This is a genomic window from Agrobacterium larrymoorei (genome assembly GCF_037722385.1).
In the GTDB taxonomy this organism is placed as follows: Bacteria; Pseudomonadota; Alphaproteobacteria; order Rhizobiales; family Rhizobiaceae; genus Agrobacterium; species Agrobacterium larrymoorei_C.
The window spans coordinates 357,808-380,334 of the sequence record NZ_JBBKAQ010000006.1 but is presented as its reverse complement, the minus strand read 5'-3'; the positions used below and the strand labels follow the sequence as shown (position 1 = coordinate 380,334).

Sequence of the window (22,527 nt, the reverse complement as noted above, 5' to 3'; positions counted from 1 at the left end):
CCTTATGAAAAGGCGTGTCCGGTAGAGACCAACGGCACTGCGAGATCGAATGAAAGATTTTCCAGATTATCTTCTGAACGGCTACAAGAATTTCATGAGCGGCCGTTATGCCGGCGAGCGCGACAGGTACCGTGTTCTCGCCGACACCGGGCAGAGACCGCAGACACTGTTCATTGCCTGTTGTGACTCCCGTTCAGCGCCGGAAACGATTTTCGACTGCGGACCGGGAGAGCTCTTCGTTGTGCGCAACGTGGCGAACATGGTGCCGCCTTTCGAGCCGGACGGCCAGTATCACGCAACCTCGGCGGCTATCGAGTACGCCGTACAGGTGCTGAAGGTAAAAGACATCGTCGTCATGGGCCACGGTCGCTGCGGCGGCATTCAGGCCGCACTCGATCCAAACTTCGAGTCGCTTTCGCCTGGCGATTTTATCGGCAAATGGATGAACCTCGTCAAATCCGCCGCCGAACAGATTCAGAGCAATGATGTGATGACCTCTGGCGAGCGTCAGACCGCGCTTGAGCGCGTCTCCATCCGCAATTCCATCCACAATCTCCGGGGCTTCCCCTTTGTCAAGGCGCAGGAGACCGCAGGCAAGGTGAAGCTGCATGGCGCTTGGTTCGATATTTCGACGGGCGAATTGTGGGTGATGGACAGCAAGACCGGCGATTTCCGTCGCCCGGAAGTGTGATCCCCGACTCTAGCAACGGCTAGAAAACCGGAGTCGATGTTCGGTAAGCACGATGTGTCGATTCAAACAAGCTTAAGCGCCGTGCGTCTGAAAGGACACAAGGCGCTTAAACCGAAAATCATGTCTCATTAGCTGTTCGACAAAGAGCAGCGACGGCACTTATTGCCCGTCGATTTCCTTGCCGATGTAGGCAATTGCCTGCTGATAGACCGTGGCCGCGTTCCAGCCCTGGATCGCTGCGAAGCTTGGCTGGCCCGGCTGATAGCCAGCGCCACGCTGCCAGCCATGGCCAGCAAGGAAGTTTGCGGTCGAAGCCAGTGCGTCGGCACGCGAGCCGACGAGATCGATGCGGCCATTGCGGTCGAAATCAACACCGTAGCGCACGACGTTCAATGGCAGGAACTGCGTCTGGCCGATTTCGCCATGTGCTGCGCCCTTGGCGTTGACGTTGAGCGAACCGTTGCCGACAAGCTTCAAGGCTGCGTAAAGCTGCTCGGTGAAGTAGTCGGAGCGGCGGCAATCGTAGGACAACGTCGCAACGGCAGACAGCGTGTGCTGGTTGCCCATGAAACCGCCGAAACCGGTTTCCATGCCCCAGATCGCCAGAAGCGGACCAGCCGGAACACCATAGGCGCGCTCGATATTGGCAAACAGCGCCGCGTTGCTCTTCTTCATCGCCTTGCCACGCGAAATGATGGCCTGGCCACCGCGCTTTTGCATGAACTGATCGAAGGAGAGCTTGAAGCTGTGCTGGCCCCGGTCGGCGCGGATCGTTGCCTGATTGTAGGTAACGTTTGCGAAAGCGCGATCCAGCACTGCCGGGCTGACGCCGCGGCCAGCTGCCTCCTGCTTGAAGGATTGCACCCAGTTGCCGAAACCAGCCGAGGTATTGCCGCACTGCGCAGCCTGCAGCGGCGTCGCCGCCAACATCGCAACTACCGTCGCACCAAGGGAAAAAGCCGTTATTGCCCGCATCCGTATCTGCCTTTGATAAAGTGAGGGACAGTCCCTCGCCATGTTCGCCGTTCTAATGGTCCGATTATGACTTTTGATCCCTGAGATCGCCGCAGATGGGGGCTCAAATGCCGAACTCGTTCCAGTAGCGAGAATTGAAGGTCACAAATTGCCGGGCGTCTTCATAACCAGCAAATGAACTGGCTGTGATAGGCACGAAAATTGAAAACCCGTCCATTCTCGAAAGTAACGGACGGGTTATAGTTAATAGTTGTTAAAAAACCGTATCACGCAGCGGCTTTGCGTGGCTTTATAAGACCACGGTTGATTAGCAACTCGGCAATCTGAACGGCGTTGAGTGCGGCACCCTTACGCAAGTTGTCGGAAACGACCCAAATGTTGAGACCGTTTTCGACTGTTGCGTCCTCGCGGATACGAGAAATATAGGTCGCATCTTCGCCTGCGCACTCGAGCGGTGTGACGTAACCGCCGTTTTCGTGCTTGTCGATGACGAGGCAGCCGGGGGCTTCACGCAGAATGTCACGCGCCTGATCGGCGGTGATTTCGTTTTCGAACTCGATATTGACCGATTCCGAGTGGCCGATGAAGACCGGAACGCGCACAGCCGTGCACGTTACCTTGATCTTTGGGTCCAGCATCTTCTTGGTTTCTGCCAGAACCTTCCACTCTTCCTTGGTATAACCGTCTTCCATGAAGACATCGATATGCGGAATGACGTTGAAGGCGATGCGCTTTGTGAACTTCTTGGCTTCGACCGGATCGGCAACGAAGACCGCACGGGTCTGCGTGAACAGTTCGTCCATGCCTTCCTTGCCTGCACCGGAAACGGACTGGTAGGTGGAGACGACAACGCGCTTGATCTTGGCAGCATCGTGCAGCGGCTTCAGCGCGACGACGAGCTGCGCTGTGGAGCAATTCGGGTTGGCAATGATGTTCTTCTTCTTGAAGCCTTCAACCGCATCTGCGTTAACTTCCGGGACGATCAGCGGAACGTCCTGATCGTAACGCCATGCAGACGAGTTATCGATAACGACACAACCCTGCGCACCGATCTTCGGAGACCACTTCTTCGACACATCGCCGCCAGCCGACATCAGGCAGATATCAGTATCGGAAAAGTCGTAATTCTCGAGATTGGAAACCTTCAGCGTGCGGTCGCCGTAAGACACTTCCGTTCCCTGGCTGCGTGCAGACGCCAGAGGAACGATTTCATCTGCCGGGAAACCACGTTCCGCCAGGATGTTCAGCATTTCGCGCCCGACATTGCCGGTGGCGCCTGCGATTGCAACTTTGAAACCCATGATCAAGCTCTCTTTCTGCCTCTCCTCTTTTTGGTGAGGGGGAGCCGCGAAACTGCGGCTTCCTTTCCCCGGCCAAACCGGGGAGAGAGCGGCGGGCCAGAGACGTCAGACGGTTTTAATCGTCGTTTTGGCCGTAATTCGGATGGAATAAGAAAGGCGCGCAAGATCGCCGGCTGAACCCGCCGGGCTTTGCATGACACTCATGTACTGGACATGCCCCATGAACAGTGCGCTCCTTTTCGTGGCAAGCTATTAGGAGGTTTGGCTTTTCTGTCAAGCGCAAACATAGCCGCCGCCCGGCACGTCTCTCCGGTTTTTGCCGACAAGTAGGCGCCCGGCGCAGCGCGCGCAAGATCATCGGTCTAGTTGTCATACAGGTCACCAGCCGTGGCCTTTAAGGATTTTGAACGCTGGCAGATGGAGGAACGTTGAATCTGATTCTCATGTTCTTGTTTTATTCTCTTTCCCATGCCAAGTTATCTGCGCGATAGGGTTGAGCCGTGCGGACGGCGATTACGGCTGTGGGGGCCATTCATGGTAGCGCGCGTCAATACAATTGCGTTTCAGGGTATCGAGGGTGTCCCCGTCGAAGTTCAGGTCATGGTGGCACCCGGCAAGGTCGGGATGCAGATCGTCGGCCTGCCGGACAAGGCCGTGGCCGAAAGCCGCGAACGTGTCCAGGCGGCACTTCACGCATCTGGGCTCGCCATGCCCGCCAAGCGGGTTACGGTCAATCTCGCTCCTGCCGATCTTCCCAAGGAAGGCTCGCACTTCGATCTCCCAATCGCGCTCGGCCTCATGGCGGCACTTGGCGCCATTCCGGCAGAGGCGCTCAACCGCTTCGTCGTGTTGGGAGAACTTAATCTGGACGGTACGATCGGTGCGGTTGCAGGTGCTCTCCCAGCCGCGATTGCCGCCAACGCGCAAGACAAGGGGCTGATCTGCCCTGCAGATAGCGGTCCTGAAGCCGCTTGGGCAGGTGCCGATATCGACATCCTCGCTCCGCGCAGCCTGATCGCCATCGCCAACCATTTTCGCGGCACACAGCTTCTCTCAAGACCAATTCCCGCCATTCGCGCAAATCCCGATAATCTGCCGGACTTGGCAGACATCAAAGGGCAAGAGAGCGCCAAACGCGCGCTTGAAGTTGCGGCGGCTGGTGGTCATAATCTCCTGATGGTCGGCCCTCCCGGCTCCGGCAAATCAATGCTGGCGTCCCGCCTGCCCTCCATCTTGCCGCCGCTTTCGGCTTCGGAGCTGCTCGAAGTGTCGATGGTGCATTCGATCGCAGGCCAACTTTCCGGCGGCAAACTCTCCGATCGGCGCCCATTCAGAGCACCGCACCACTCGGCGACGATGGCAGCCCTTGTTGGCGGAGGGTTACGCGCCAAGCCGGGCGAGGCCTCGCTCGCCCACCACGGTGTGCTGTTTCTCGACGAGTTTCCAGAATTTTCGCCGCAGGTGCTGGATGCACTGCGCCAACCGCTCGAAACCGGCGAATGTATCATCGCCCGCGCCAACCACCGCGTCAGCTATCCCGCCGAGATCCAGTTGGTAGCAGCCATGAACCCCTGCAAGTGCGGCATGGCCGGTGAGCCTGGCTTCACCTGTGCGCGCGGCCCAAGATGTGTTTCCGATTACCAGGCACGTATTTCCGGCCCACTGATGGACCGTATCGATATCCGGATCGAAGTCCCTGCCGTTTCCGCTGCCGACCTGATCCGTCCAATGGCAGCAGAAGCCAGCGGTGACGTCGCTCGCCGCGTGGCCCGCGCCCGCCAGATGCAGGAGGAACGCTTCGCAGCCGCAGGCTTCCAGGGCATCCGCACTAATGCGCGCTGCACCACAGCCCTCATCGAAAAATGTGCAGAACCGGACGCCGCTGGCCTTCAACTACTGCGCGACGCCGCCGAAAAGCTGAAATTCTCCGCCAGAGGCTACCACCGAATCCTCAAGGTCGCGCGAACACTCGCCGACCTGGACGACAAACCCGTTGTCGGGCGATTGCACCTGGCCGAAGCCATCTCGTATCGCATCGCGGGTGAGAGGCTTTCGGCGGCGGCGTGAGCGGTTGACCAGTCCGCGCAGCTGCTTCGGCTCTGCTGAGTCGCGTGGAGACCTCGTTTGCCGGGGTCATCTGCAGCGCGTCTAACTTCCGGCCGCGATACAAAAGAATCCGTCAGCCACGCTGTACTAGCTTATGAGAACTAAGGGTAGAAAGCCTGATCTCGATGATGCAGTGAAATTGCTGCAGGGTGGTGAGTGGATTCTGCTGTTACGAGACTTCTGGACCGCGCCTCGACCGGCGTGGCCCGCCAGTCGGGAGCTCTGTGAGTAACTATCCGGGTTTGAACTGAGCGGCAATGAACTCGGCGACGTTGCTTTGGTGTCTCGGGTCGCCTCAGCAATCTGTTATTGAAGATAACTAAAATTCAAAACAATTTGTAAAGCCATTGCTCACCCGTCATTGCTACGATGTTCACAATCAAGGTGGGGACCGACGATGGTTGTGAAGATGATGATAGCGAGCGCCGTTGCGATGGCGGCTCGGACGATGCCGCTCGTGCCTATTGCAATGGGACGCAGACGAACCGGACCGGTGGTTTCGGCCGCTTCCGGGCGGATGGAGATGAAGGCGGCACCCATCAATCCGGAGTGGATTATTTCTGGTAATCCACAGGCGCGCATGGCGGACCATTCTCGCAGTGGCGACCGAGCTGCCTATACAGCGCTATGGGATTGCACAGCAGGCACATTCCGTTGGTTCTTCATGTGGGACGAGACCGTTCATATCATCGAGGGCGACGTGCATGTGACGGCAGCCGATGGCTCCGTGCATCATCTCTATGCGGGCGATGTCGCCTACTTCAAGGCTGGCACCTGGGCGACGTGGCGGGTGGACAATTATGTTCGCAAGGTCGCATTTTTGCGCAGGCCATTTCCGATGCCGCTGGCGCTTGCCTATAGCGTTAAGAACCGGCTTCTTCCGGCAAAGACTCCGTCGCTCTGACGTGGCCGTGCTCCGCGATACGGGTTGCCTCAAAGATCGCTACTGAACGAAGATGCGCACGCTCGACGCCCTTCCATCGGCGTCGATAACGGTGAGCGTGGAAAAGCCTTGACCTTCCGGTGTCCACTCATTGCTACGGCGGCGTGTAATGTCTGGCAGCGGCTTGCCGTTGGCGAGCCAGCGGAAAGGCGCCCGCCCGCCCTGGAGCTTGAGCACCAGTGGTGAAAGTGAGCCTGCGCTGTCTGAAAGCTCGACCCGTGCGCCTTCCGGTGGATAGACGATAAGTGGCGAGGATTCGTGTCTTGATGAGGAGAGAAGCCCACTGGATGTCGTGGTGAAACGGCGCTGATTGGCGGGTAGATCGGTGTAGCTCAAACGGGTAACACCAGCGGGTGGTGGCCCAAATGGCGTGATCGCCACGCCGGATTTGGTGAAAGCGTCAAAAAGAAGGGGCGCTGCCGTAGCATATCCTGCAATGCCTGGAACCGAACCATTATCCGCCCGACCAACCCAGACGCCGATCACATAGCGGCCGTCGAAGCCCACCGACCATGCATCGCGGTAGCCATAGCTGGTGCCGGTCTTGTAGGCGATGCCGCGCTGCTTCATGCCGAGCGGTGGTAGAACGCCGGAAAGCGTGTCCGTGATGTTCCAGATGGCGCTGCGCGAAAAGATCGGTTCAACATCGAGGATCTCCGGCTTGTTTCTTACACCGTCCCCAAGCTTAACCGGCTCGCCCTGATTGGCCAAGCTGGCATAAAGCTGCACAAGGTCGACCAGAGAAATGCCAGCACCACCGAGTGCGATGGCAAGGCCCGGTGGCTCGGACTTCGGCAGCGCGAGGTTGACCGACGCGCGTCTGAAACGCACCATAAGTGCTGCCGGGCTGACGGCATCCAGAAGTTTTACCGCAGGCACGTTGAGAGATAGTTGCAGGGCTTGGCGGATGCTGACATCGCCCTGATACTGCATATCGAAATTGCGCGGTCGATAACCGGAGAAATCCGCCGGGCGGTCCTCGATGATGGTTTCCTGCGAGACAAGACCGTTCTCGAACGCAAGGCCGTAGATGAAGGGTTTCAGCGTCGAGCCGGGCGAGCGGATCGCGCGGCTCATTTCCACCCATCCACGACGGGAACTATCGAGAAAATCCGCCGAGCCGACGTCTGCGAGAATTTCGCCTGTGATGCTATCGGCCATGACGATCGCGACCGACACCTTGTCACCGAGCCTGTCGGCGGCGTGTCGCGCCAAAGCTTCCATTTCGCTCTGAATGCCACGGCGCAGGGTAGAACTGATGACATGCTGGCGCGGAAACTTCGCTCGTGCGGCTTGCGCAAGATGGGGTGCGAAAGCCGGGAGGCCTAGACGATCCCGCGGAACGGCAGCGGCCGATGCGCGCTCCGCCTCGCCTTCTCCGACGATGCGCGCGACGGCCAGTCTTTGCAGCACGCGCTCGCGCGCCTCTTTCGCGGCGTGGGGGAAACGATCTGGCCGGCGCCGTTCGGGAAGTTGCGGTAGCGATACCAGAAGCGCTGCTTCCGCCGTGTCCAGCCGCCTCGGTTCCTTGCCGAACCATGCAAGGCTTGCCGCACGCACGCCTTCGATGTTGCCGCCATAGGGGGCAATGTTTAGGTATAGTTCGAGGATTTCATCCTTGCTTAGCCGGCGTTCGATCTGCACCGCGCGCAGCATCTGGCGAAACTTGGCACCAAAAGAGCGATCCGCCCTAGGCTCGATGAGGCGTGCGACCTGCATCGACAAGGTCGAGGCACCGGAAACGATGCGGCCATTGGTCAGCAGCTGCCAGGCGGAGCGCCCAAGCGCCTGGACGTCCACACCGTGGTGGTCGTAAAATCGCTGATCCTCATAGGCGATCAGCATCTTGATGAATTGCGGATCGACTTCCGCTGCGGTTGTCTGCAACCGCCAGCGTCCGTCCGGCGTGGCGAAGGCGCGCAGCAGATTGCCATCCGCATCTACCAGTTCCTGGGAGACAAGGCGCGCATTGTCTAGCGGTGGCGGATAGGCGCGGTCCAGATGGTCGAGCCCGAAGATGGCGGCACCCGTTGCCGATGCCGCCATAGCAAAGCCGAAGAAGAAGCTGCGCCAACCCCTCATTGCTGCGTTGCGCGAACCTCCATGCGGCTCGTTGCCGTGCGGGCAGAGAACTGCGGACGATACATGTCCTCCACGCTCGCCGCCGGGTTGTCATAGGTGCCGGGTGTCACGGCCCTTACCACATAGGCGAGCGTGATCTCGGAGCTGTCGCCCGCGGTCCTGTCGAAAGCAGCAACGAAGCGGTCGTAACGAAACTCCGTATGCGCCGCTTGCGTTTCCGGCAGCCAGTCGAAGTTCACAAGTGCTGCGCTGTTGACGAGGCTCGGATTGTCGATCTCAAAACCGGCCGGCAAAAGATCGGTGACGAGAATGCGCGCCTGCCAATCGTTCTGCAGAATCGCGGTCAGCACCACGACGTAGCGCTGGTTCTGCTCTACCTCGCTGACATTCACCTCTTCGCCATCCATCGAATAATAGGTCTTCTGGATGGTGAAACCGTCGCCGCCGGCCGGCAGCGGCTTCGCCGGAGGCGCGACCGTGGTGACGACCGCAGTAACCGGCTCTGCCGATGCATTTGTCACGCTCAGCGGCTTCTGGAGCAGCTCGTCGCCGCTCATGCGTTGGCTGAAGCCGCCTTGCTGCAGCGCGCCGTTCACATCCAGGCGAATATCCTTGTCCTCGCCTTTCAGCGCGCGGGCCGCCAGAACCATCCAGGCTTGCTCTTGCGTGCTGGTGTAGCTCTTGGATTCGAAGTCCTTGGAGACGACGCCCGCAAGCTGAGACACAACTACCGGGACCGGACGGCTTTCCGCCGCCAGCGCCAGCGACGCAGCACCGTCGCGCAGGGCCGACCCGTAATCGGCTCGCGCCAGCGTGACGTTCGCGCTTGAGGATGCCATGCTCAACGAGGCCCCGAACGCGGACTTGGCCCGCGCGGCATCTCCATAAAGCGAGAGGGCTGCCGCGACCTGTGCCTTGGCGAGCGGTGTCGGAAACTCGTTCAAGGCCGTATCCGAATAGTAGCGCAGGTCGTTGATCGCAGCCTTGCGATTGCGCGCCAGTACATAGAGCGAGTAAGCAATCTCGTTGCCGCGATCCTTGACGTTGCTGTCATAGGCAAGGCCGTTTTGCAGATTGGTCAGCGCCTGCACCATGGCCGCTTCCGGCACATCATAGGACTGCTCGCGCGCCCGCGTCAGGAAATCGGTGATGTAAGCGTCGAGCCAGAAATCCCCTTCGCCAGGAGACCATAGACCGAAACCACCGGCGCTCGACTGGAATGAGAGCACCCGGTAGATCGCGTCCTGCACCCGCTTGCGCAGTTCCGGGTCGTCCTTGCCGCCGCTATCCTTCATCAACTCCGATGCGTAAAGCAGCGGCAGCGCCCGGCTCGTCGTCTGCTCGGCGCAGCCATAGGGGTATTTGTCCAACATCATCATCAAAGCCGGAACATCAAAGGCCGGCGAGCGGGTGACATTTACCGAGACAGATGAGCCGACCAGCAAGCTGTCGGCCAACAGGTTGCCGTCCACCATCAGGCTGCTGTTCGGCGCAATCTTGATGTTGCGGCGTGTCGTGACCGGAAGCACCGATGGACGCACGGGAATGATCAGCGCCTGCTCCAGCGAAATACCGCTCGCATTGCTGACCTTGATCGAGACTTCCCCTTCACCGGGAAACTCGCCCGTCAAAGGTACGGTAAGCGACGTCTTGCCGCCCTTCTCCAGCCTCTTCACCTGCGAGAATTCGCCCTGATCCACGGTCACCGCCATGTTGCTGGTGACATCGATCTTGTAATCGCCTGCCTCGCCATCGGTGTTGGCAATGTCCAGCCGCAGTTGCGATACATCGCTTGGGCTGAGGAACTTCGGTGCGCTGGCAGTCACGACCACCGGATCGCGAATGACGACATCCGAGACCGCGTGGCCGACGCCGGTCTTGCTCCAGGCAACCGCCATGACCCGAGCAGTGCCGTTAAATTGCGGAATATCGAAGCTGACCGTCGCCTTGCCATCGCCATCGAGTTCAACCGGACCAGCGAAAAACGCGACGAGCTTTTCCTTCGGCGGGCTACCCTGAAGCGCAACCTGCCCGCCATCGCCACCGGTTCTCAGACGCCCCGTGGCGCCAAGCGAACCATCGATAAGGCGGCCATAGAGATCGCGAATTTCGAGGCCGAGCCTGCGCTGGCCGAAATACCATTCGTCCGGCTTTGGCGGCTCGTAACGGGTGAGGTTCAGAATACCGACATCCACCGCGGCAATCGTCACATAGGCCTTGTCGCCGGCACCGGCGCCGGAAACATGCACCGGAATCTGCAGCGCCTGCCTTGGCAAGGTCTGCTTGGGAAGGTCAAGCGCAATGCCGAGCTTGCGCTCCCCCGGATCGACCGCTAGCCACTTCACGCCGATGGCGCGCATCGGCATGCGGCTTTCCTGCGCGTCACCGCGGCGGAACAGGGTTGCCGTTACATAGGAGCCAGCACCCCAATCTTCCGTGACGGGGATTTCGACTTCGCCGCCTTTGTCGCCGATCTCGAAATTCTGCACCGAGATCAGCTTTTCGGAACCGGCGACCACCATCAACTGGCCAGCATAACGGGAGGTGACTTGAAGCTTGGCGGTCTCGCCGACCTTGTAGCTCTGCTTGTCGAGTGCGATTTCCAGCGCATCCGGCGTTTCGGTCGAGCTTGCGGCGACGAACCAGCCGGCATCGAATTCCACACTGGAGACCGCGCCACCATTCTGCGGGGCTTCCACCTCCAGCCGGTAACGGCCCCAGTTCACGGGAACGGAAATCTCCGCACCATCCGGGGTAACGGAAAGCGTGCCGGTCTCCACCTGCCTGGTATGAACCACAGGCTCATAGCGCCATGAATTGCCCTGTCGATACCACTGATAATTGCGCTCGACCTTGATGAGCTTCCAGGCGAGGTCCTTCATGGCCTGCCTGCTGCCATCTGGCGCAAGGCCAATCACATGGAAACGACCGATGGAGTTTTCCGCCAGATCGCCCGAAAATTGCGGCTTGATGCCGATCATGTCGCTGTCGGACTTCACCGGCAATGTCAGCGAGCGCTCCACCGCGCGGCCACTCGCCTCGCGCATGCGGACCGTGATGTTGGCCGAAAGAAACTGCGTGGTGGAGGGAAGATCACCAAGCTCCACCGGGAAGCTTGCCTTGCCGTTTTCATCCAGGGCAGGAAGATTATCGAGCGTCGTGCGGCTTTCCTCTTCCGTCTCTTCGTCTGCCAGGCCGAAGAAGTAGCCTTCGAAAGCCGGGTTGGTGCGCGTCGGCTTCAGCGCCACTTCGCCTTCCAGTTCTAGCCCCGCTGCCGGCGCGCCATAGAGATAGCGACCGTCGACATTGATCTGCGTTTCGCCTGCCGGATCGATCTCCTTCGATGCGCTGGTCAGGTCGAATTCGGTGCGATCGGGGACGAAATCATCAACCAGGAAGGATTTCTCGCTGATCGCGCTTGCCTTCGGATCGGTATAGATCCGCATCGTCCATGTGCCGCGCATGGCGGTTTCCTGCAGCGGCAGATCGACCGCGTGACCGCCAAGCGCCTTGCCATCGCTGACGAAGCGGCGATCTTCCACGCCATCTGGGCGCGAAAAGATGAAGGTCAGCGGCAGGTTCTCGATCGCATTGCCTTCGATGTCGCGCGAAAGGGCTGCGGCATGCACCGTCTCTCCAGCGCGATAGATGCCACGTTCGGTCCAGCTGAACACGTCAATGGCGCCGGGTGCCGCGCGACCGGTCACACCGCGATCGGAAAGATCGAAGCCTGCCCGTGTCATGTCGAGGAAGACGTAGTCCTTATCGCCATTGCGCGCCGTTATGATGGCAGGTGCCTGGCCGGCAGAGCCGCGCATCAGGCCCGCGGAAAAGGTCGCGCGTCCCTCGGCATCGGTGGTGGCGGAACCAAGCACCTCGTTGTTTTTGGCGAGAAGCTGGAGCGCAACGCCCTTCAGCGGCTCGGCATTGCTCAGTGCCCGGACGAAGACATTTAGCCCGTCGGTTCCGGCATAGGTAGTGATACCGGTATCGGAAACGAGGAACCATTGGGTGGCGCGCGCGTCCCAATTCTCCGGCGCAGTGCCTGGCGGCACGGCGGTCATAACGTAGATGCCGGGCTTTCGGTCCGGCAAGGCTTCATCCACCGGGAAGCTGGTGACGACGTCCTTGTTCAGTTCGGTCTGAATGTCTATGCCGCCCTGCCAGACGAGCTCACCCAGTTCGTTTTCGATCTTCTCCGCGCCGTAACCGTCCATCTGGGTCAGAAACTGCGAATTGGTGAGAAGCGAGGTGATGTTGCGATCACCCACGCGGTAGAGCTTCAAGTCGGCATGATCGATATTGACCGAGACGAGCGGAATGCCGCGACGCGCCGTGCCGGGAAGCACGAAGTTGTCGCCGGTAAAGCGCACCGAGCCGGAGCGGTCGCGCACGTAGATGTCGAGATCCACCTGCTTCTCCAGCGGCTCTTCGACGGAGGACGGCAGGCCGGCACGAAGGGCTATCTTGTATTTCTGCCCGTGCGTCAGACCTTCCACGCAGATCTCGCTGCCCTTGGCTTCGAGCGCTTTTGGCGCAGCGCCATCCAGCGTCACGAAGGACGAGTAGTCGGCATTCTTCACCAGCGGTTCGGAAAACTGGATGCAGGCGCGCGGCGTCACGCTATCGGTATCGACGGTATTGTTGATGACACGGAAGCCCTGGCGGGTACGCAGATCATTATAGGCTGCACGGGTCTTGGCGACATCCGAAAGCGCAAGGCTCGCCTTGTAGGTGTTCAATGCCGCACGATAGTTCTGAGACTTCTCGAAAGCCTGCGCCAGCCGGTTCAGCGCGGTCAATCGAGCGCTCTGTGTTCGGCTGAACTGGTAGGCGTTGAGCGCTGCGGCCGGTGCCTCGCCCAGAATCTCGTAATTGTTCTCGACCTTCGCTTCCACGAAGGAAAGTTCCGCCCACAACGCGCCATTCTCAGGGTTGAGCGAAAGCGCCGACTTATAGGCTTCCACGGCTTGGGGGATGTCTAGCACCGCCTGCTGGCGCGCTTGTGACAGCAGAGCATCGAGCCCTTGTGTATCATCCGCCTGCGGCAGGTTGGCCTTCAGCTTTCGGGCCTGCTGGTAGAGGCTGTCCTCGACGAAGGAAAGACGCTGCGGCGCGCCAAGGTCCGGCTCGCTGGCGGCCTCCACGATCTTGCCGGCAACAGCACCCGGAAAGGCGTTGAGCTGGTTGTAATCCGACTTCAGAAAGCACCACTTCACCTTAGGATTATAGGTGAAGGCCTTGCAGCCCTTGTCGTCGATGCAGATGGCCTTGCACTCGTCGAGCGAGACGTTCTGTTCCGTGCGCAGATCGAAACCGAAATAATCGCCATTTGCGGTCGTAACCACCTTGCGGGCCGCGTCCTGCGCCAGAAGCGGCGAGGCGGTCAATGCTGCAAGAACAAGGGCAAAAGCGTGCGAAACGACGCGAAAGGACATCGGTCTCTCCCCGAAAACACAATGATCGGCGCGACTTTGGTCCTATTCAAGCTTCTTTGTCAACGGAACCTTGCGTCTGCGCCTGCCACTCCCGGCGCAAAAGTGCATATTGCATCGTGTTCTCGTAAAGCGGGTGTCCATCCTCGTCCTTGGTGAAGGAGATGAAGTCCAGGAACAGCCCTTCGCGGCGCATCCCGAGCCTCTCGCACAGCTTCTGAGAGGCAAAATTATTGTCTTCGACATAGGCGTAAAGACGACGTACCTGCCTCTCGTCGAAGAGCCAGCGAAACAGTGCGCGAGCCGCTTCCTGAGCGTAGCCGCAGCCCGCATAGTCGCTATTGAAGTTCCAGCCAACGGACAGCGTATCACCCTCCTCATCGGCAATGGCAAAGAGATCGCCGATCACCCTGTCATGCTCGGCGGAATAGACTGCGATATAGTCATCGGAGCCACCACGCTTGATTGCTTCTGTCTCAGCCTCTTTTAGGTTTTCAAGCCGATGCGAGAGAAAGCAGTTGGGCCGCGGATCGTGCAGATAGGCAAGCAGATCCTGCGCGTCTTGCGCCTTGAAGTTTCTGAGAACCAAGCGCTTCGTTCTGATCTCGTCCATTTGCGTCTCCCAAGTTTGGCGCCTTCTGCTAGCAACCAATTGTCGAGCACGGCCATCCATTGAAAACACAACAACATTATGTCGAGGAGGCTTGGTCATTTGGCTCCCCTTACGTCACCTTCTCAATTCGTTGCCGCCTTGCAACGGAACGGCGATTTCAGCTTGCGATCATCTGCTAATTCAGTGCGACGTCGTGGACATAGGAGGGGCTCACGCGCAGTGTCACGACATCGGCGGGGGCTGATTCAGAAAGGTTTTCAAATGAGAAACGTCTTCAAGCTTGCTGCACTGATGACAGCGCTTGCTTCTACCACCGCTTATGCGGCTGATCTTGCCGTTCAGACCGAACCGGCAGTCGTTGCCGATCCAGGCGGCTTCTACATCGGTAGCTTGAACAGCCTGACGTTTCTGGACGACACGAATTTCTCCGCCGCTGCCGGTGCCACCGGCGTGAACACGGATTACGACGTCGGCTACTACAGCGCATTTCGCGCCGGTTACAGCTTCGGCTCTTACGACTTTGTTTCCCCACGCCTCGAACTCGAAGTCGGTTATGGCCGCTCGGATGTCGATACGCATACGGTGAACGGCGTAGGCGCTGCTGGCTCCTTCGGCTCCGCCCGCAACTTCCAGGGCTACGTCAACGGCTACATCGACGTTCCGACGGGCACGGCCTTCACGCCTTACTTCGGTGGTGGTATCGGCGCGATGAACCTCAAGCTTCGTCGCCAGGGCACGGCTGGTGCCGGCGTGATCATGAACGACAGCGACACCGCCTTCGCATACCATCTGGATGCAGGCGTCGGCATCGAGCTGAACACCATCTCTTTCCTGCGTGACAGCGCGCTGTTTGCCAACACCACCTTCGATATCGGCTATCGTTACACAGGTGCCGACAACTTCGACTTCACCGCGACAGACGGCACCGTCTCCAGCACGGACTTCAAGAGCCACGCCATCACTGCAGGCTTCCGTCGCCAGTTCTGATCGAAAAGCATCATTTTAATAAAAGGGATCGCGCCACGCGCGGTCCCTTTTTTTGTTAAGCGTTGGTTTGAAAGTGGTTCAAAACAGCAGGCCGCAAAAGCGCGCGCTCATCTCGATTTGCTGGAGATCTTCCCAAAGGCTTTCAGAAGACCGTTTTCGGAAATGGTGAGATACTCTTCCATCTGCTCGCTTGCCTCGGCAAACCTGTCCTGCTCGCACAAAGATACGATCTGATCATTCATATCGACGAAGGGCGAGTGCAGCAGGCGCGGATCCTCGATGAGCGCGAAACCGAGGCGCAGTTCGGCGGATACTCTTTCGTAAAGCTCGCTCAAGCGCTCGCTATCGGCAAGCGCGACGACAGCCGAATGGAAGGCCATATTGGCGCTGCCGACATCGACCCACAGCTCCTGCTCGCGCTTCTGCTTGGCCTCTTCCACCGCCTGGCGCATGGCCTTGACGGATTCATGCAGGCGCCATGCCTTGCGCAGCGCGCCGCATTCGAGCATGCGCCGCACGCGGTAGATATCCATGATCGATGCCATGGTCGGCGTCTGCACGAAGACGCCGCGATTGGTCTCGTGACGAAGCAGCCCTTCCTTTGTCATGATGCGAAAGGCCTCGCGCAGAGAGTTGCGCGATACTTCCAGATGCTCGCTGAAAGCTGCTTCGGATATGCGCTGGCCAGGTTTGAGTTCACCCGAAATCAGCATGAGGCGGATGCGCTTGGCGATCCAGTCGGACAGCGGCATGCTTTCACGTGTGTCTGTCACAGGCTTCCTCGCTTCTTCTTGCGCGGTCTTCAGATAACAAAAGACTGGCGGAATCAAGCAATAGTTTCAACGGCTTTAACGGCGGTGCCGGTAGCACGACAAAGTCGCGTTCAGAGCGCCACTATCGAGCAAAGAACAGACGTATGAATGAACAAAACAAAAATATTGTTGAACAATATTGACATCACAAACAAACCATCCATGATGACCTCATAAGCATCCGCGAGGGGCGGGTGACGATAAGAACAGGAAAACTCTCATGCAGCAGACCGAGCAAATGCCCGGCCGCACGAACGCGGCTGCGTCCAAACCAACGTCCACACGCTTTGCACTGCTATCGGCCATCTTCCTGATGGCGACATCGGCCATCGGCCCAGGCTTCATCACCCAAACGGCGACATTCACCACTCAATTGGGTGCCGCCTTCGCCTTTGGCATCCTGGCTTCCATCCTCATCGACTTCGTTGTTCAGCTGAATATCTGGCGCATCGTGACGCTGACACGCATGCGCGCATCGGACATCGCCAATGCAGCCATACCCGGTTCTGGCTATCTTCTTGCGATCCTCGTCATCATCGGCGGCCTTTTCTTCAACATCGGCAACATTGGTGGCACCGGCCTTGGCCTGAACGCGATGTTCGGTCTTGATCCGAAGATCGGCGGTGCCATCAGCTCGGTCTTTGCCATCGCCATCTTTCTTTCCAAGCGCGCAGGCCTGGCGGTCGATCGCTTCATCATCTTCGCCGGCATCCTGATGATCGTGCTGACGCTCTATGTTGCCTTCGTTTCCGCACCGCCTGTGGGCGATGCCTTCCGCCAGACCTTCCTGCCAGACACGATCAATTTCGCTACCATCACCACCATCGTCGGCGGCACCGTGGGCGGCTACATCACCTATTCCGGCGCTCATCGTCTGCTGGATCGCGGCATGGTCGGCATTGAAAATCTGCCCGCCGTCAATCGCGCGGCGCTCACGGGCATCGCCGTCACCGGCATCATGCGCTACGTGCTGTTCCTTGCTATCCTCGGCGTTGTTGCCAGCGGTGTCATCATCGACACCTCCAGCCAGGCCGCGAATCCGGCTGGACAGGCGTTCCGTTCGGCTGCAGGCGATCTCGGTTTCCGTCTGTTCGGCATCATCTTCTGGGCGGCGGCTATTACCAGCGTCATCGGCGCCGCCTATACGTCGGTGTCGTTCCTTCCTGTCTTCAGGCAGGACATGAGCGAGCGTGCCCGCAATATTGCGACGGTCATCTTCATTGCCGTGTCGCTCGTCGCCTACCTGCTGATCACCACGCCGCCAGCGGCCATGCTGGTCTTCGTCGGCGGCTTGAACGGCCTGATCCTCCCGATCGGCCTCAGCATCTTCCTCTTCGCCGCATGGAAGCGTGAAGATCTGATGGGCGGCCATCGCTATTCCCGCGTGCTTCTTGGGCTTGGCGTTCTGACCTGCGCGTTGACGTGGTACATGGGCTACAAATCGGCTGGCACCATCTTCGGGCTTCTCGGCCTCTGAAGAGTCCAGACAAAGAAGCTCGTGGCCACATGAGCGTGACCACGAGCACCAACAGGTGAGGAGAAAGACGACATGGCGCATATCGACCTGAACAGCGATCTTGGCGAAAGCTACGGCGCATGGAGCATGGGTGATGACGAGGCGATGCTCTCCATCGTCTCCAGCGCCAACATCGCCTGCGGCTTTCACGCTGGCGATCCGACCGGCATCTACAAGACCGTGAAGGCCGCCGCCGCAAATGGCGTAACGATCGGTGCTCACGTCTCTTATCCAGACCGCGTCGGCTTTGGACGCCGGGACATGGATGTGACACCGGAAGATCTGATCGCCGATGTCATCTATCAGATCGGCGCGCTGAAAGGCATCGCGGCAGCAGCCGGCACGACGGTGCACTACGTTAAGCCGCATGGCGCGCTTTACAACCGGATCGCCAATGACGCCAAACAAGGCCAAGCCGTGATCGACGGTATCAAAGCTGTCGATCCATCGCTGGTGCTGATGGGGTTGGCCAATGCGCCGATTCTTGAACTGGCGCGAAAGTCCGGACTTTCGGTCGTCGCCGAAGCTTTTGCCGACCGTGCCTATACGCCGGATGGGCAACTCGTGTCCCGTCGCGAGAAGGGTGCGGTCCTCCACAATGCCGATCAAATCGCCGATCGCATGGTGCAACTGGCACTCCAGGGAACTCTGGAAGCCATTGATGGCAGCGTAATCAAGATCGACGCACAGTCCATCTGCGTTCATGGCGATAGCCCAGGCGCGGTCGATATTGCCCGCGAAATTCGCCGCCGGTTTGAAACGGACGGTATTGCCGTTCGCTCTTTCACCTCTTGACCGATAGGAGTGGCCAGTGACCATCCCTGCATCATACACCGCCAAGAGCCTTGAGCTTGCTCAAAAAGCACGCGCCAGCTACCGCGCCGGTCTGGTTCAGCCGACCTCCGGTATCGCACCCGGCTTCACGCAGGCCAACATGATCGTACTACCGCGCGACTGGGCCTTCGACTTCCTGCTCTATGCGCAGCGCAATCCAAAGCCCTGCCCGGTACTTGACGTGTCCGATCCCGGGTCACCCACCACGATGCTTGCGCCGGGTGCCGATCTTCGAACCGATCTGCCCCTCTACCGCATCTGGCGTGATGGCAAGCTCGCGGAAGAAACGCATGATGCCACGTCGGCCTGGGCCGAGCGCGACGATATGGTCGCCTTTCTGATCGGCTGCAGCTTCACATTCGAAACGCCGATGGTGGAAGCGGGCATCGAGATCCGTCACATGACAGATAAGAGCAATGTGCCGATGTATCTGACCAACCGCGCCTGCCGTCCAGCCGGGCGTCTGATGGGCAATATGGTCGTTTCGATGCGCCCGATCCCGGCCTCACGCGTGGCCGATGCAGCGACGATTTCCGGTCGTTTTCCAGCAGTTCATGGCGCACCGGTGCATATCGGCATGCCGGAGGAGCTTGGCATCACCGATCTCGCAAAGCCGGATTTCGGCGATCCTGTGCGCATCGAGCCCGGCGAAGTGCCGGTGTTCTGGGCCTGCGGTGTTACCCCGCAGGCGGCGGTCATGGCGTCTGGCGTGCCATTTGCCATCACCCATGCGCCGGGCCACATGTTCATTACCGACATTCCCGATTCCGCCTATCACGCGTGAGGATATGATGCGTTTTCTTCCCGTCAGTCTCACGACGATCCTGGTCGAGCTTGCCGATCTGGACCAAACACTTGCGCTTTTCGCCTCGCTCGAAAACGATCCTGTCGAGGGCATAGAGGAAACCGTTCCGGCCGCACGCACACTGACGATCCGCTTCCGTCCGGAAAAGATTGATCGCGAAGCGCTTGCCGCAGAGCTTTCGCGTCGCGACCTGACGGGAAAGATTCCGCCGTCGGACAAGCTGGTCGAAATTCCGGTTCATTACGACGGCGAAGACCTGAGCGACGTCGCGGCGCTGACTGGCCTTAGCGTGGACGAAGTTGTTCGCCGGCATACGGAGAGTGAATTCACTGTCGCTTTTTGTGGCTTTGCGCCGGGCTTCGGCTATCTCGTCGGCGGCGATCCCGCACTGCATGTTCCCCGGCGGCAAAGCCCACGCACCCGCATTCCGGCGGGCTCCGTGGCGCTGGCTGGCGCCTTTAGCGGTGTCTATCCGCAAAATAGCCCAGGCGGCTGGCAGATTATCGGCACCACACCCGTGAAGATGTGGGATATCGATCGCGAGCCCGGCGCGCTCTTCCAGCCCGGCTACCGCGTTCGCTTTTTCGACATGGACAAGGCTTCAGGAAGGATCAGCCTTCCAGTCTCGGAGGCAAAGCCGCGCAAGGAGCCGTCGCGCGAAGGGCCGCATTTCGAAGTGCTGGCTGCTCCCATGCCGGCTTTGTTTCAGGATCTCGGTCGCTTCGGACAGACCGGACAGGGCGTTTCTGCGTCCGGCGCGCTTGATCGAAGCGCTTTCAACGCGGCAAACCGCATCGTCGGAAATCCACACAACACGCCCTGCCTGGAACTGACGCTCGGCGGCTTTTCCTTCCGCGCTACGAGCCGTGCCGTCATAGGTCTCACCGGTGCGCCCTGCTCGGTCATCATCGAAACGCCAAAGGGGCGTTTCAGCGCGAAGTCTTACGCGCCCATCTCACTTGAACCCGGCGATACCGTTACGCTCGGCCAGCCGCCAAAAGGCATGCGCTGTTATCTCGCCGTGCGCGGCGGCTTCGATGTCGAGCCGGTTCTTGGCAGCTTTGCCACCGATACGCTCGCTGTCGTCGGCCCGGAACCGGTCACGGCAGGTACGATCCTGCCGCTAAGAACGGAAACGAACGAGGTTTCGAGCGTTGCCATCGATGAGATCCCTGCCTTCGAACCACCGGCTGTGGGCGAGGTCGTCATACTCGACGTCGTTCTTGGACCGCGCACGGACTGGTTCACGCAAAAGGGCATCGAGACGCTAACGAGCCAGCTCTGGCAGGTGACGCCGCAATCCAACCGCGTGGGCATCCGCCTTGCAGGTGACGTACCGGTGGAGCGGCGCGACAATGCCGAGCTACCAAGCGAAGGCACGGCCACGGGCGCGATCCAGATTCCCCACAGCGGCCAGCCGGTTCTTTTCCTTGCCGACCACCCACTAACCGGCGGTTATCCCGTGATTGGCGCTGTGGCTGAATACCATCTCGATCTCGCCGGGCAGATTCCCGTCAATGCCAGAATCCAGTTCCGCCCAATCGGGCCTTTCGCCGACATCACGGCCAAGAACATTTGAATCCGAGGAGAAGAGCGATGAAGAAAGTTCTGATTGCCAATCGCGGCGAAATCGCTGTCCGTATCATTCGCGCCTGCTCCGATTACGGTCTCCAGTCGGTCGCCGTCTATGCCGACCCGGATCAGGATGCGGTGTTCGTGCGCATGGCGGATGAAGCCTATGCGCTGGAAGGCGTGCGTCCTTCGGAAACCTATCTCGACATCCCCAAGCTCATCGCCATCGCCAAGCGTTCGGGTGCGGATGCCATCCATCCCGGCTACGGTTTTCTGTCCGAACGCGCAGAATTTGCCCAGGCTGTGCTTGATGCCGGCCTGATCTGGATCGGTCCCGATCCGAAGGTGATCGATGCGCTTGGCGATAAGGTCGAGGCACGCCGTATCGCGACAAGCGTTGGCGCGCCACTCGTCGCTGGCAGCGACGGCCCGGTGGAAACCGCAGCCGAAGTCATTGCCTTTGCCGAAGAACACGGTCTGCCGGTCGCCATCAAGGCCGCGCATGGCGGTGGTGGACGCGGCTTGAAGGTTGCCTGGAAGATGGAGGAGATCGCCGATCTTTACGAGTCTGCCGTCAGAGAAGCAACCGCCGCTTTCGGTCGCGGCGAATGCTTCCTCGAGCGCTTCCTCGACCGGCCGCGCCATATCGAAGCGCAGGTTCTGGCCGACAAGCACGGCAACGTTCTGGTGCTCGGCACCCGCGACTGCTCGCTGCAGCGCCGTAACCAGAAACTGATCGAAGAGGCCCCGGCCCCATTCCTCTCGGACGAACACCGGCAGAAAATCCACGCTGCTGCCAAGGCAATCTGTGCTGCCGCCGGCTACAGTGGTGCGGGCACGGTGGAGTTTCTGCTGGGCGTCGATGGCACGATTTCGTTTCTGGAGGTCAATACCCGCCTTCAGGTCGAGCACCCGGTTACAGAGGAAACAACCGGCATCGATCTGGTAATCGAGCAGTTTCGCGTTGCCGAAGGCAAGACGCTTCGCGTTCTGGAAACGCCAGAACCCCGTGGCCACTCGATGGAGTTCCGCATCAATGCCGAAGATCCAGGCCGTGGCTTCTTGCCCACGCCTGGAGCGATTACGGTCTTCGATCCACCATCCGGCCCAGGCGTGCGGCTCGATAGCGGTGTCGTGACTGGTTCGAGCGTGCCCGGCGTGTTCGATTCTCTCATGGCAAAGCTGATCGTCACGGGCGAAAACCGTCAGCAGGTGCTGCAACGCGCCCGTCGCGCGCTGAAGGAATTCCGGATCGAAGGCGTGGCAACTGTCCTGCCCTTCCACCGCGCAGCACTTGAGACGGACGATTTTACCGGCGAGAACGGCTTCAAGGTTCACACCCGCTGGATCGAGACAGATTTTGCCGCCATGCCGGACGCAATGGAGCGCCCTGCCCAGGCGGATGACCCATCCATCCATCGCACCTACCTTGAAATCGATGGCAAGCGCGTGTCGGTCGGCCTGCCGACCCTTCTGCTCTCTGCCCTTGGCAGCGTCGGCGGTGGAGTATCAACTGCAACTAGCGCCGCTGCTGCCAGGAACGAAGGCGAGATCGTCGCGCCTGTTTCCGGCACGTTGCAGTCTTTCAAGGTCGAAGATGGCGAGGCGGTCGTGGAAGGCGATCTTGTTGCGGTGATGGAAGCGATGAAAATGGAAACCCAGATCCACGCCGCAAAAAGCGGTAATATCCATCTTCTGGTCAAGGAAGGCGATTACGTTCAGGCCGGCCACGCGCTGATGACGATTGATTGATCACTCTTTTGGAGCCGGCGAGAACCGCGCCTGCTCAATTGTTCTCGCCGATGGCGCGCTGATTTAAGGGCGCCATCGCATGCTTCTGAATGTCGGCTGACGG

General features: G+C 59.6%; 15 protein-coding genes. 9 read left to right on the top strand and 6 right to left on the bottom strand.

Features of this window, described 5'->3' with window-relative positions:
• The first annotated feature begins 49 nt into the window (after window positions 1-49).
• Entirely contained in the window at window positions 50-691 is a 642-nt protein-coding gene (locus WKI41_RS11410) for a carbonic anhydrase (protein ID WP_340193603.1), read from the top strand.
• A gap of 159 nt (window positions 692-850) precedes the next feature.
• Here the strand turns inward: WKI41_RS11410 and WKI41_RS11405 are convergent, their stop codons facing one another.
• Together WKI41_RS11405 and WKI41_RS11400 are read right to left on the bottom strand one after the other, a co-directional pair.
• Window positions 851-1,666 carry a lytic murein transglycosylase gene (locus WKI41_RS11405; protein WP_340193602.1) on the bottom strand — a complete coding sequence of 272 codons (816 nt, stop codon included), beginning with the start codon at window positions 1,664-1,666 and terminating at the stop codon, window positions 851-853.
• Window positions 1,667-1,932: 266 nt separating this feature from the next.
• Window positions 1,933-2,967 (bottom strand): aspartate-semialdehyde dehydrogenase, encoded by a 1,035-nt coding sequence (locus WKI41_RS11400; RefSeq protein WP_340193600.1) that lies wholly within the window; start codon window positions 2,965-2,967, stop codon window positions 1,933-1,935.
• Window positions 2,968-3,501: 534 nt separating this feature from the next.
• On the opposite strand from WKI41_RS11400, the gene WKI41_RS11395 reads away from it, so the two are divergent.
• Window positions 3,502-5,034, top strand: a complete 1,533-nt coding sequence (locus WKI41_RS11395; RefSeq protein WP_340193599.1) for a YifB family Mg chelatase-like AAA ATPase — start codon at window positions 3,502-3,504, stop codon at window positions 5,032-5,034.
• Window positions 5,035-5,470: 436 nt separating this feature from the next.
• On the top strand, window positions 5,471-5,977 hold the full coding sequence (locus WKI41_RS11390; RefSeq protein ID WP_340193598.1) for a cupin domain-containing protein: 507 nt from the start codon (window positions 5,471-5,473) through the stop codon (window positions 5,975-5,977).
• 39 nt (window positions 5,978-6,016) lie between these two features.
• On the opposite strand, the gene pbpC is transcribed toward WKI41_RS11390, so the two are convergent.
• The 3 genes from pbpC to WKI41_RS11375 are packed head-to-tail and all read right to left on the bottom strand — an operon-like array spanning window position 6,017 to window position 14,146.
• Window positions 6,017-8,098, bottom strand: a complete 2,082-nt coding sequence (gene pbpC, locus WKI41_RS11385) for a penicillin-binding protein 1C (protein WP_340193597.1) — start codon at window positions 8,096-8,098, stop codon at window positions 6,017-6,019.
• The gene (locus WKI41_RS11380; protein ID WP_340193596.1) at window positions 8,095-13,536 is read right to left on the bottom strand and encodes an MG2 domain-containing protein; all 5,442 of its coding nucleotides are present in this window, start codon (window positions 13,534-13,536) and stop codon (window positions 8,095-8,097) included. The genes pbpC and WKI41_RS11380 overlap by 4 nt, the downstream gene beginning before the upstream one ends.
• Window positions 13,537-13,582: 46 nt before the next feature.
• On the bottom strand, window positions 13,583-14,146 hold the full coding sequence (locus tag WKI41_RS11375; protein ID WP_340193595.1) for a GNAT family N-acetyltransferase: 564 nt from the start codon (window positions 14,144-14,146) through the stop codon (window positions 13,583-13,585).
• A 261-nt stretch (window positions 14,147-14,407) separates the two neighbouring features.
• On the opposite strand from WKI41_RS11375, the gene WKI41_RS11370 reads away from it, so the two are divergent.
• Window positions 14,408-15,133, top strand: coding sequence for an outer membrane protein (locus WKI41_RS11370; RefSeq protein WP_340193594.1), 726 nt, complete (start codon window positions 14,408-14,410; stop codon window positions 15,131-15,133).
• Between the two features lie 107 nt (window positions 15,134-15,240).
• Here the strand turns inward: WKI41_RS11370 and WKI41_RS11365 are convergent, their stop codons facing one another.
• On the bottom strand, window positions 15,241-15,906 hold the full coding sequence (locus WKI41_RS11365; RefSeq protein ID WP_340193593.1) for a GntR family transcriptional regulator: 666 nt from the start codon (window positions 15,904-15,906) through the stop codon (window positions 15,241-15,243).
• A gap of 277 nt (window positions 15,907-16,183) precedes the next feature.
• Between WKI41_RS11365 and WKI41_RS11360 the strand changes: the two genes are divergently transcribed.
• From WKI41_RS11360 to WKI41_RS11340, 5 genes are all read left to right on the top strand, one after another.
• Window positions 16,184-17,422 carry an NRAMP family divalent metal transporter gene (locus WKI41_RS11360; protein WP_340193682.1) on the top strand — a complete coding sequence of 413 codons (1,239 nt, stop codon included), beginning with the start codon at window positions 16,184-16,186 and terminating at the stop codon, window positions 17,420-17,422.
• A 72-nt stretch (window positions 17,423-17,494) separates the two neighbouring features.
• Window positions 17,495-18,256, top strand: a complete 762-nt coding sequence (locus WKI41_RS11355) for a 5-oxoprolinase subunit PxpA (RefSeq protein ID WP_340193592.1) — start codon at window positions 17,495-17,497, stop codon at window positions 18,254-18,256.
• Between the two features lie 16 nt (window positions 18,257-18,272).
• Window positions 18,273-19,079, top strand: coding sequence for a putative hydro-lyase (locus tag WKI41_RS11350; RefSeq protein WP_340193591.1), 807 nt, complete (start codon window positions 18,273-18,275; stop codon window positions 19,077-19,079).
• 7 nt (window positions 19,080-19,086) lie between these two features.
• Window positions 19,087-20,679 (top strand): 5-oxoprolinase/urea amidolyase family protein, encoded by a 1,593-nt coding sequence (locus WKI41_RS11345; RefSeq protein ID WP_340193590.1) that lies wholly within the window; start codon window positions 19,087-19,089, stop codon window positions 20,677-20,679.
• A 17-nt stretch (window positions 20,680-20,696) separates the two neighbouring features.
• Window positions 20,697-22,424: an acetyl/propionyl/methylcrotonyl-CoA carboxylase subunit alpha gene (locus tag WKI41_RS11340; RefSeq protein ID WP_340193589.1), complete on the top strand. Its 1,728-nt coding sequence runs from the start codon at window positions 20,697-20,699 to the stop codon at window positions 22,422-22,424.
• Window positions 22,425-22,527 lie beyond the last annotated feature (103 nt).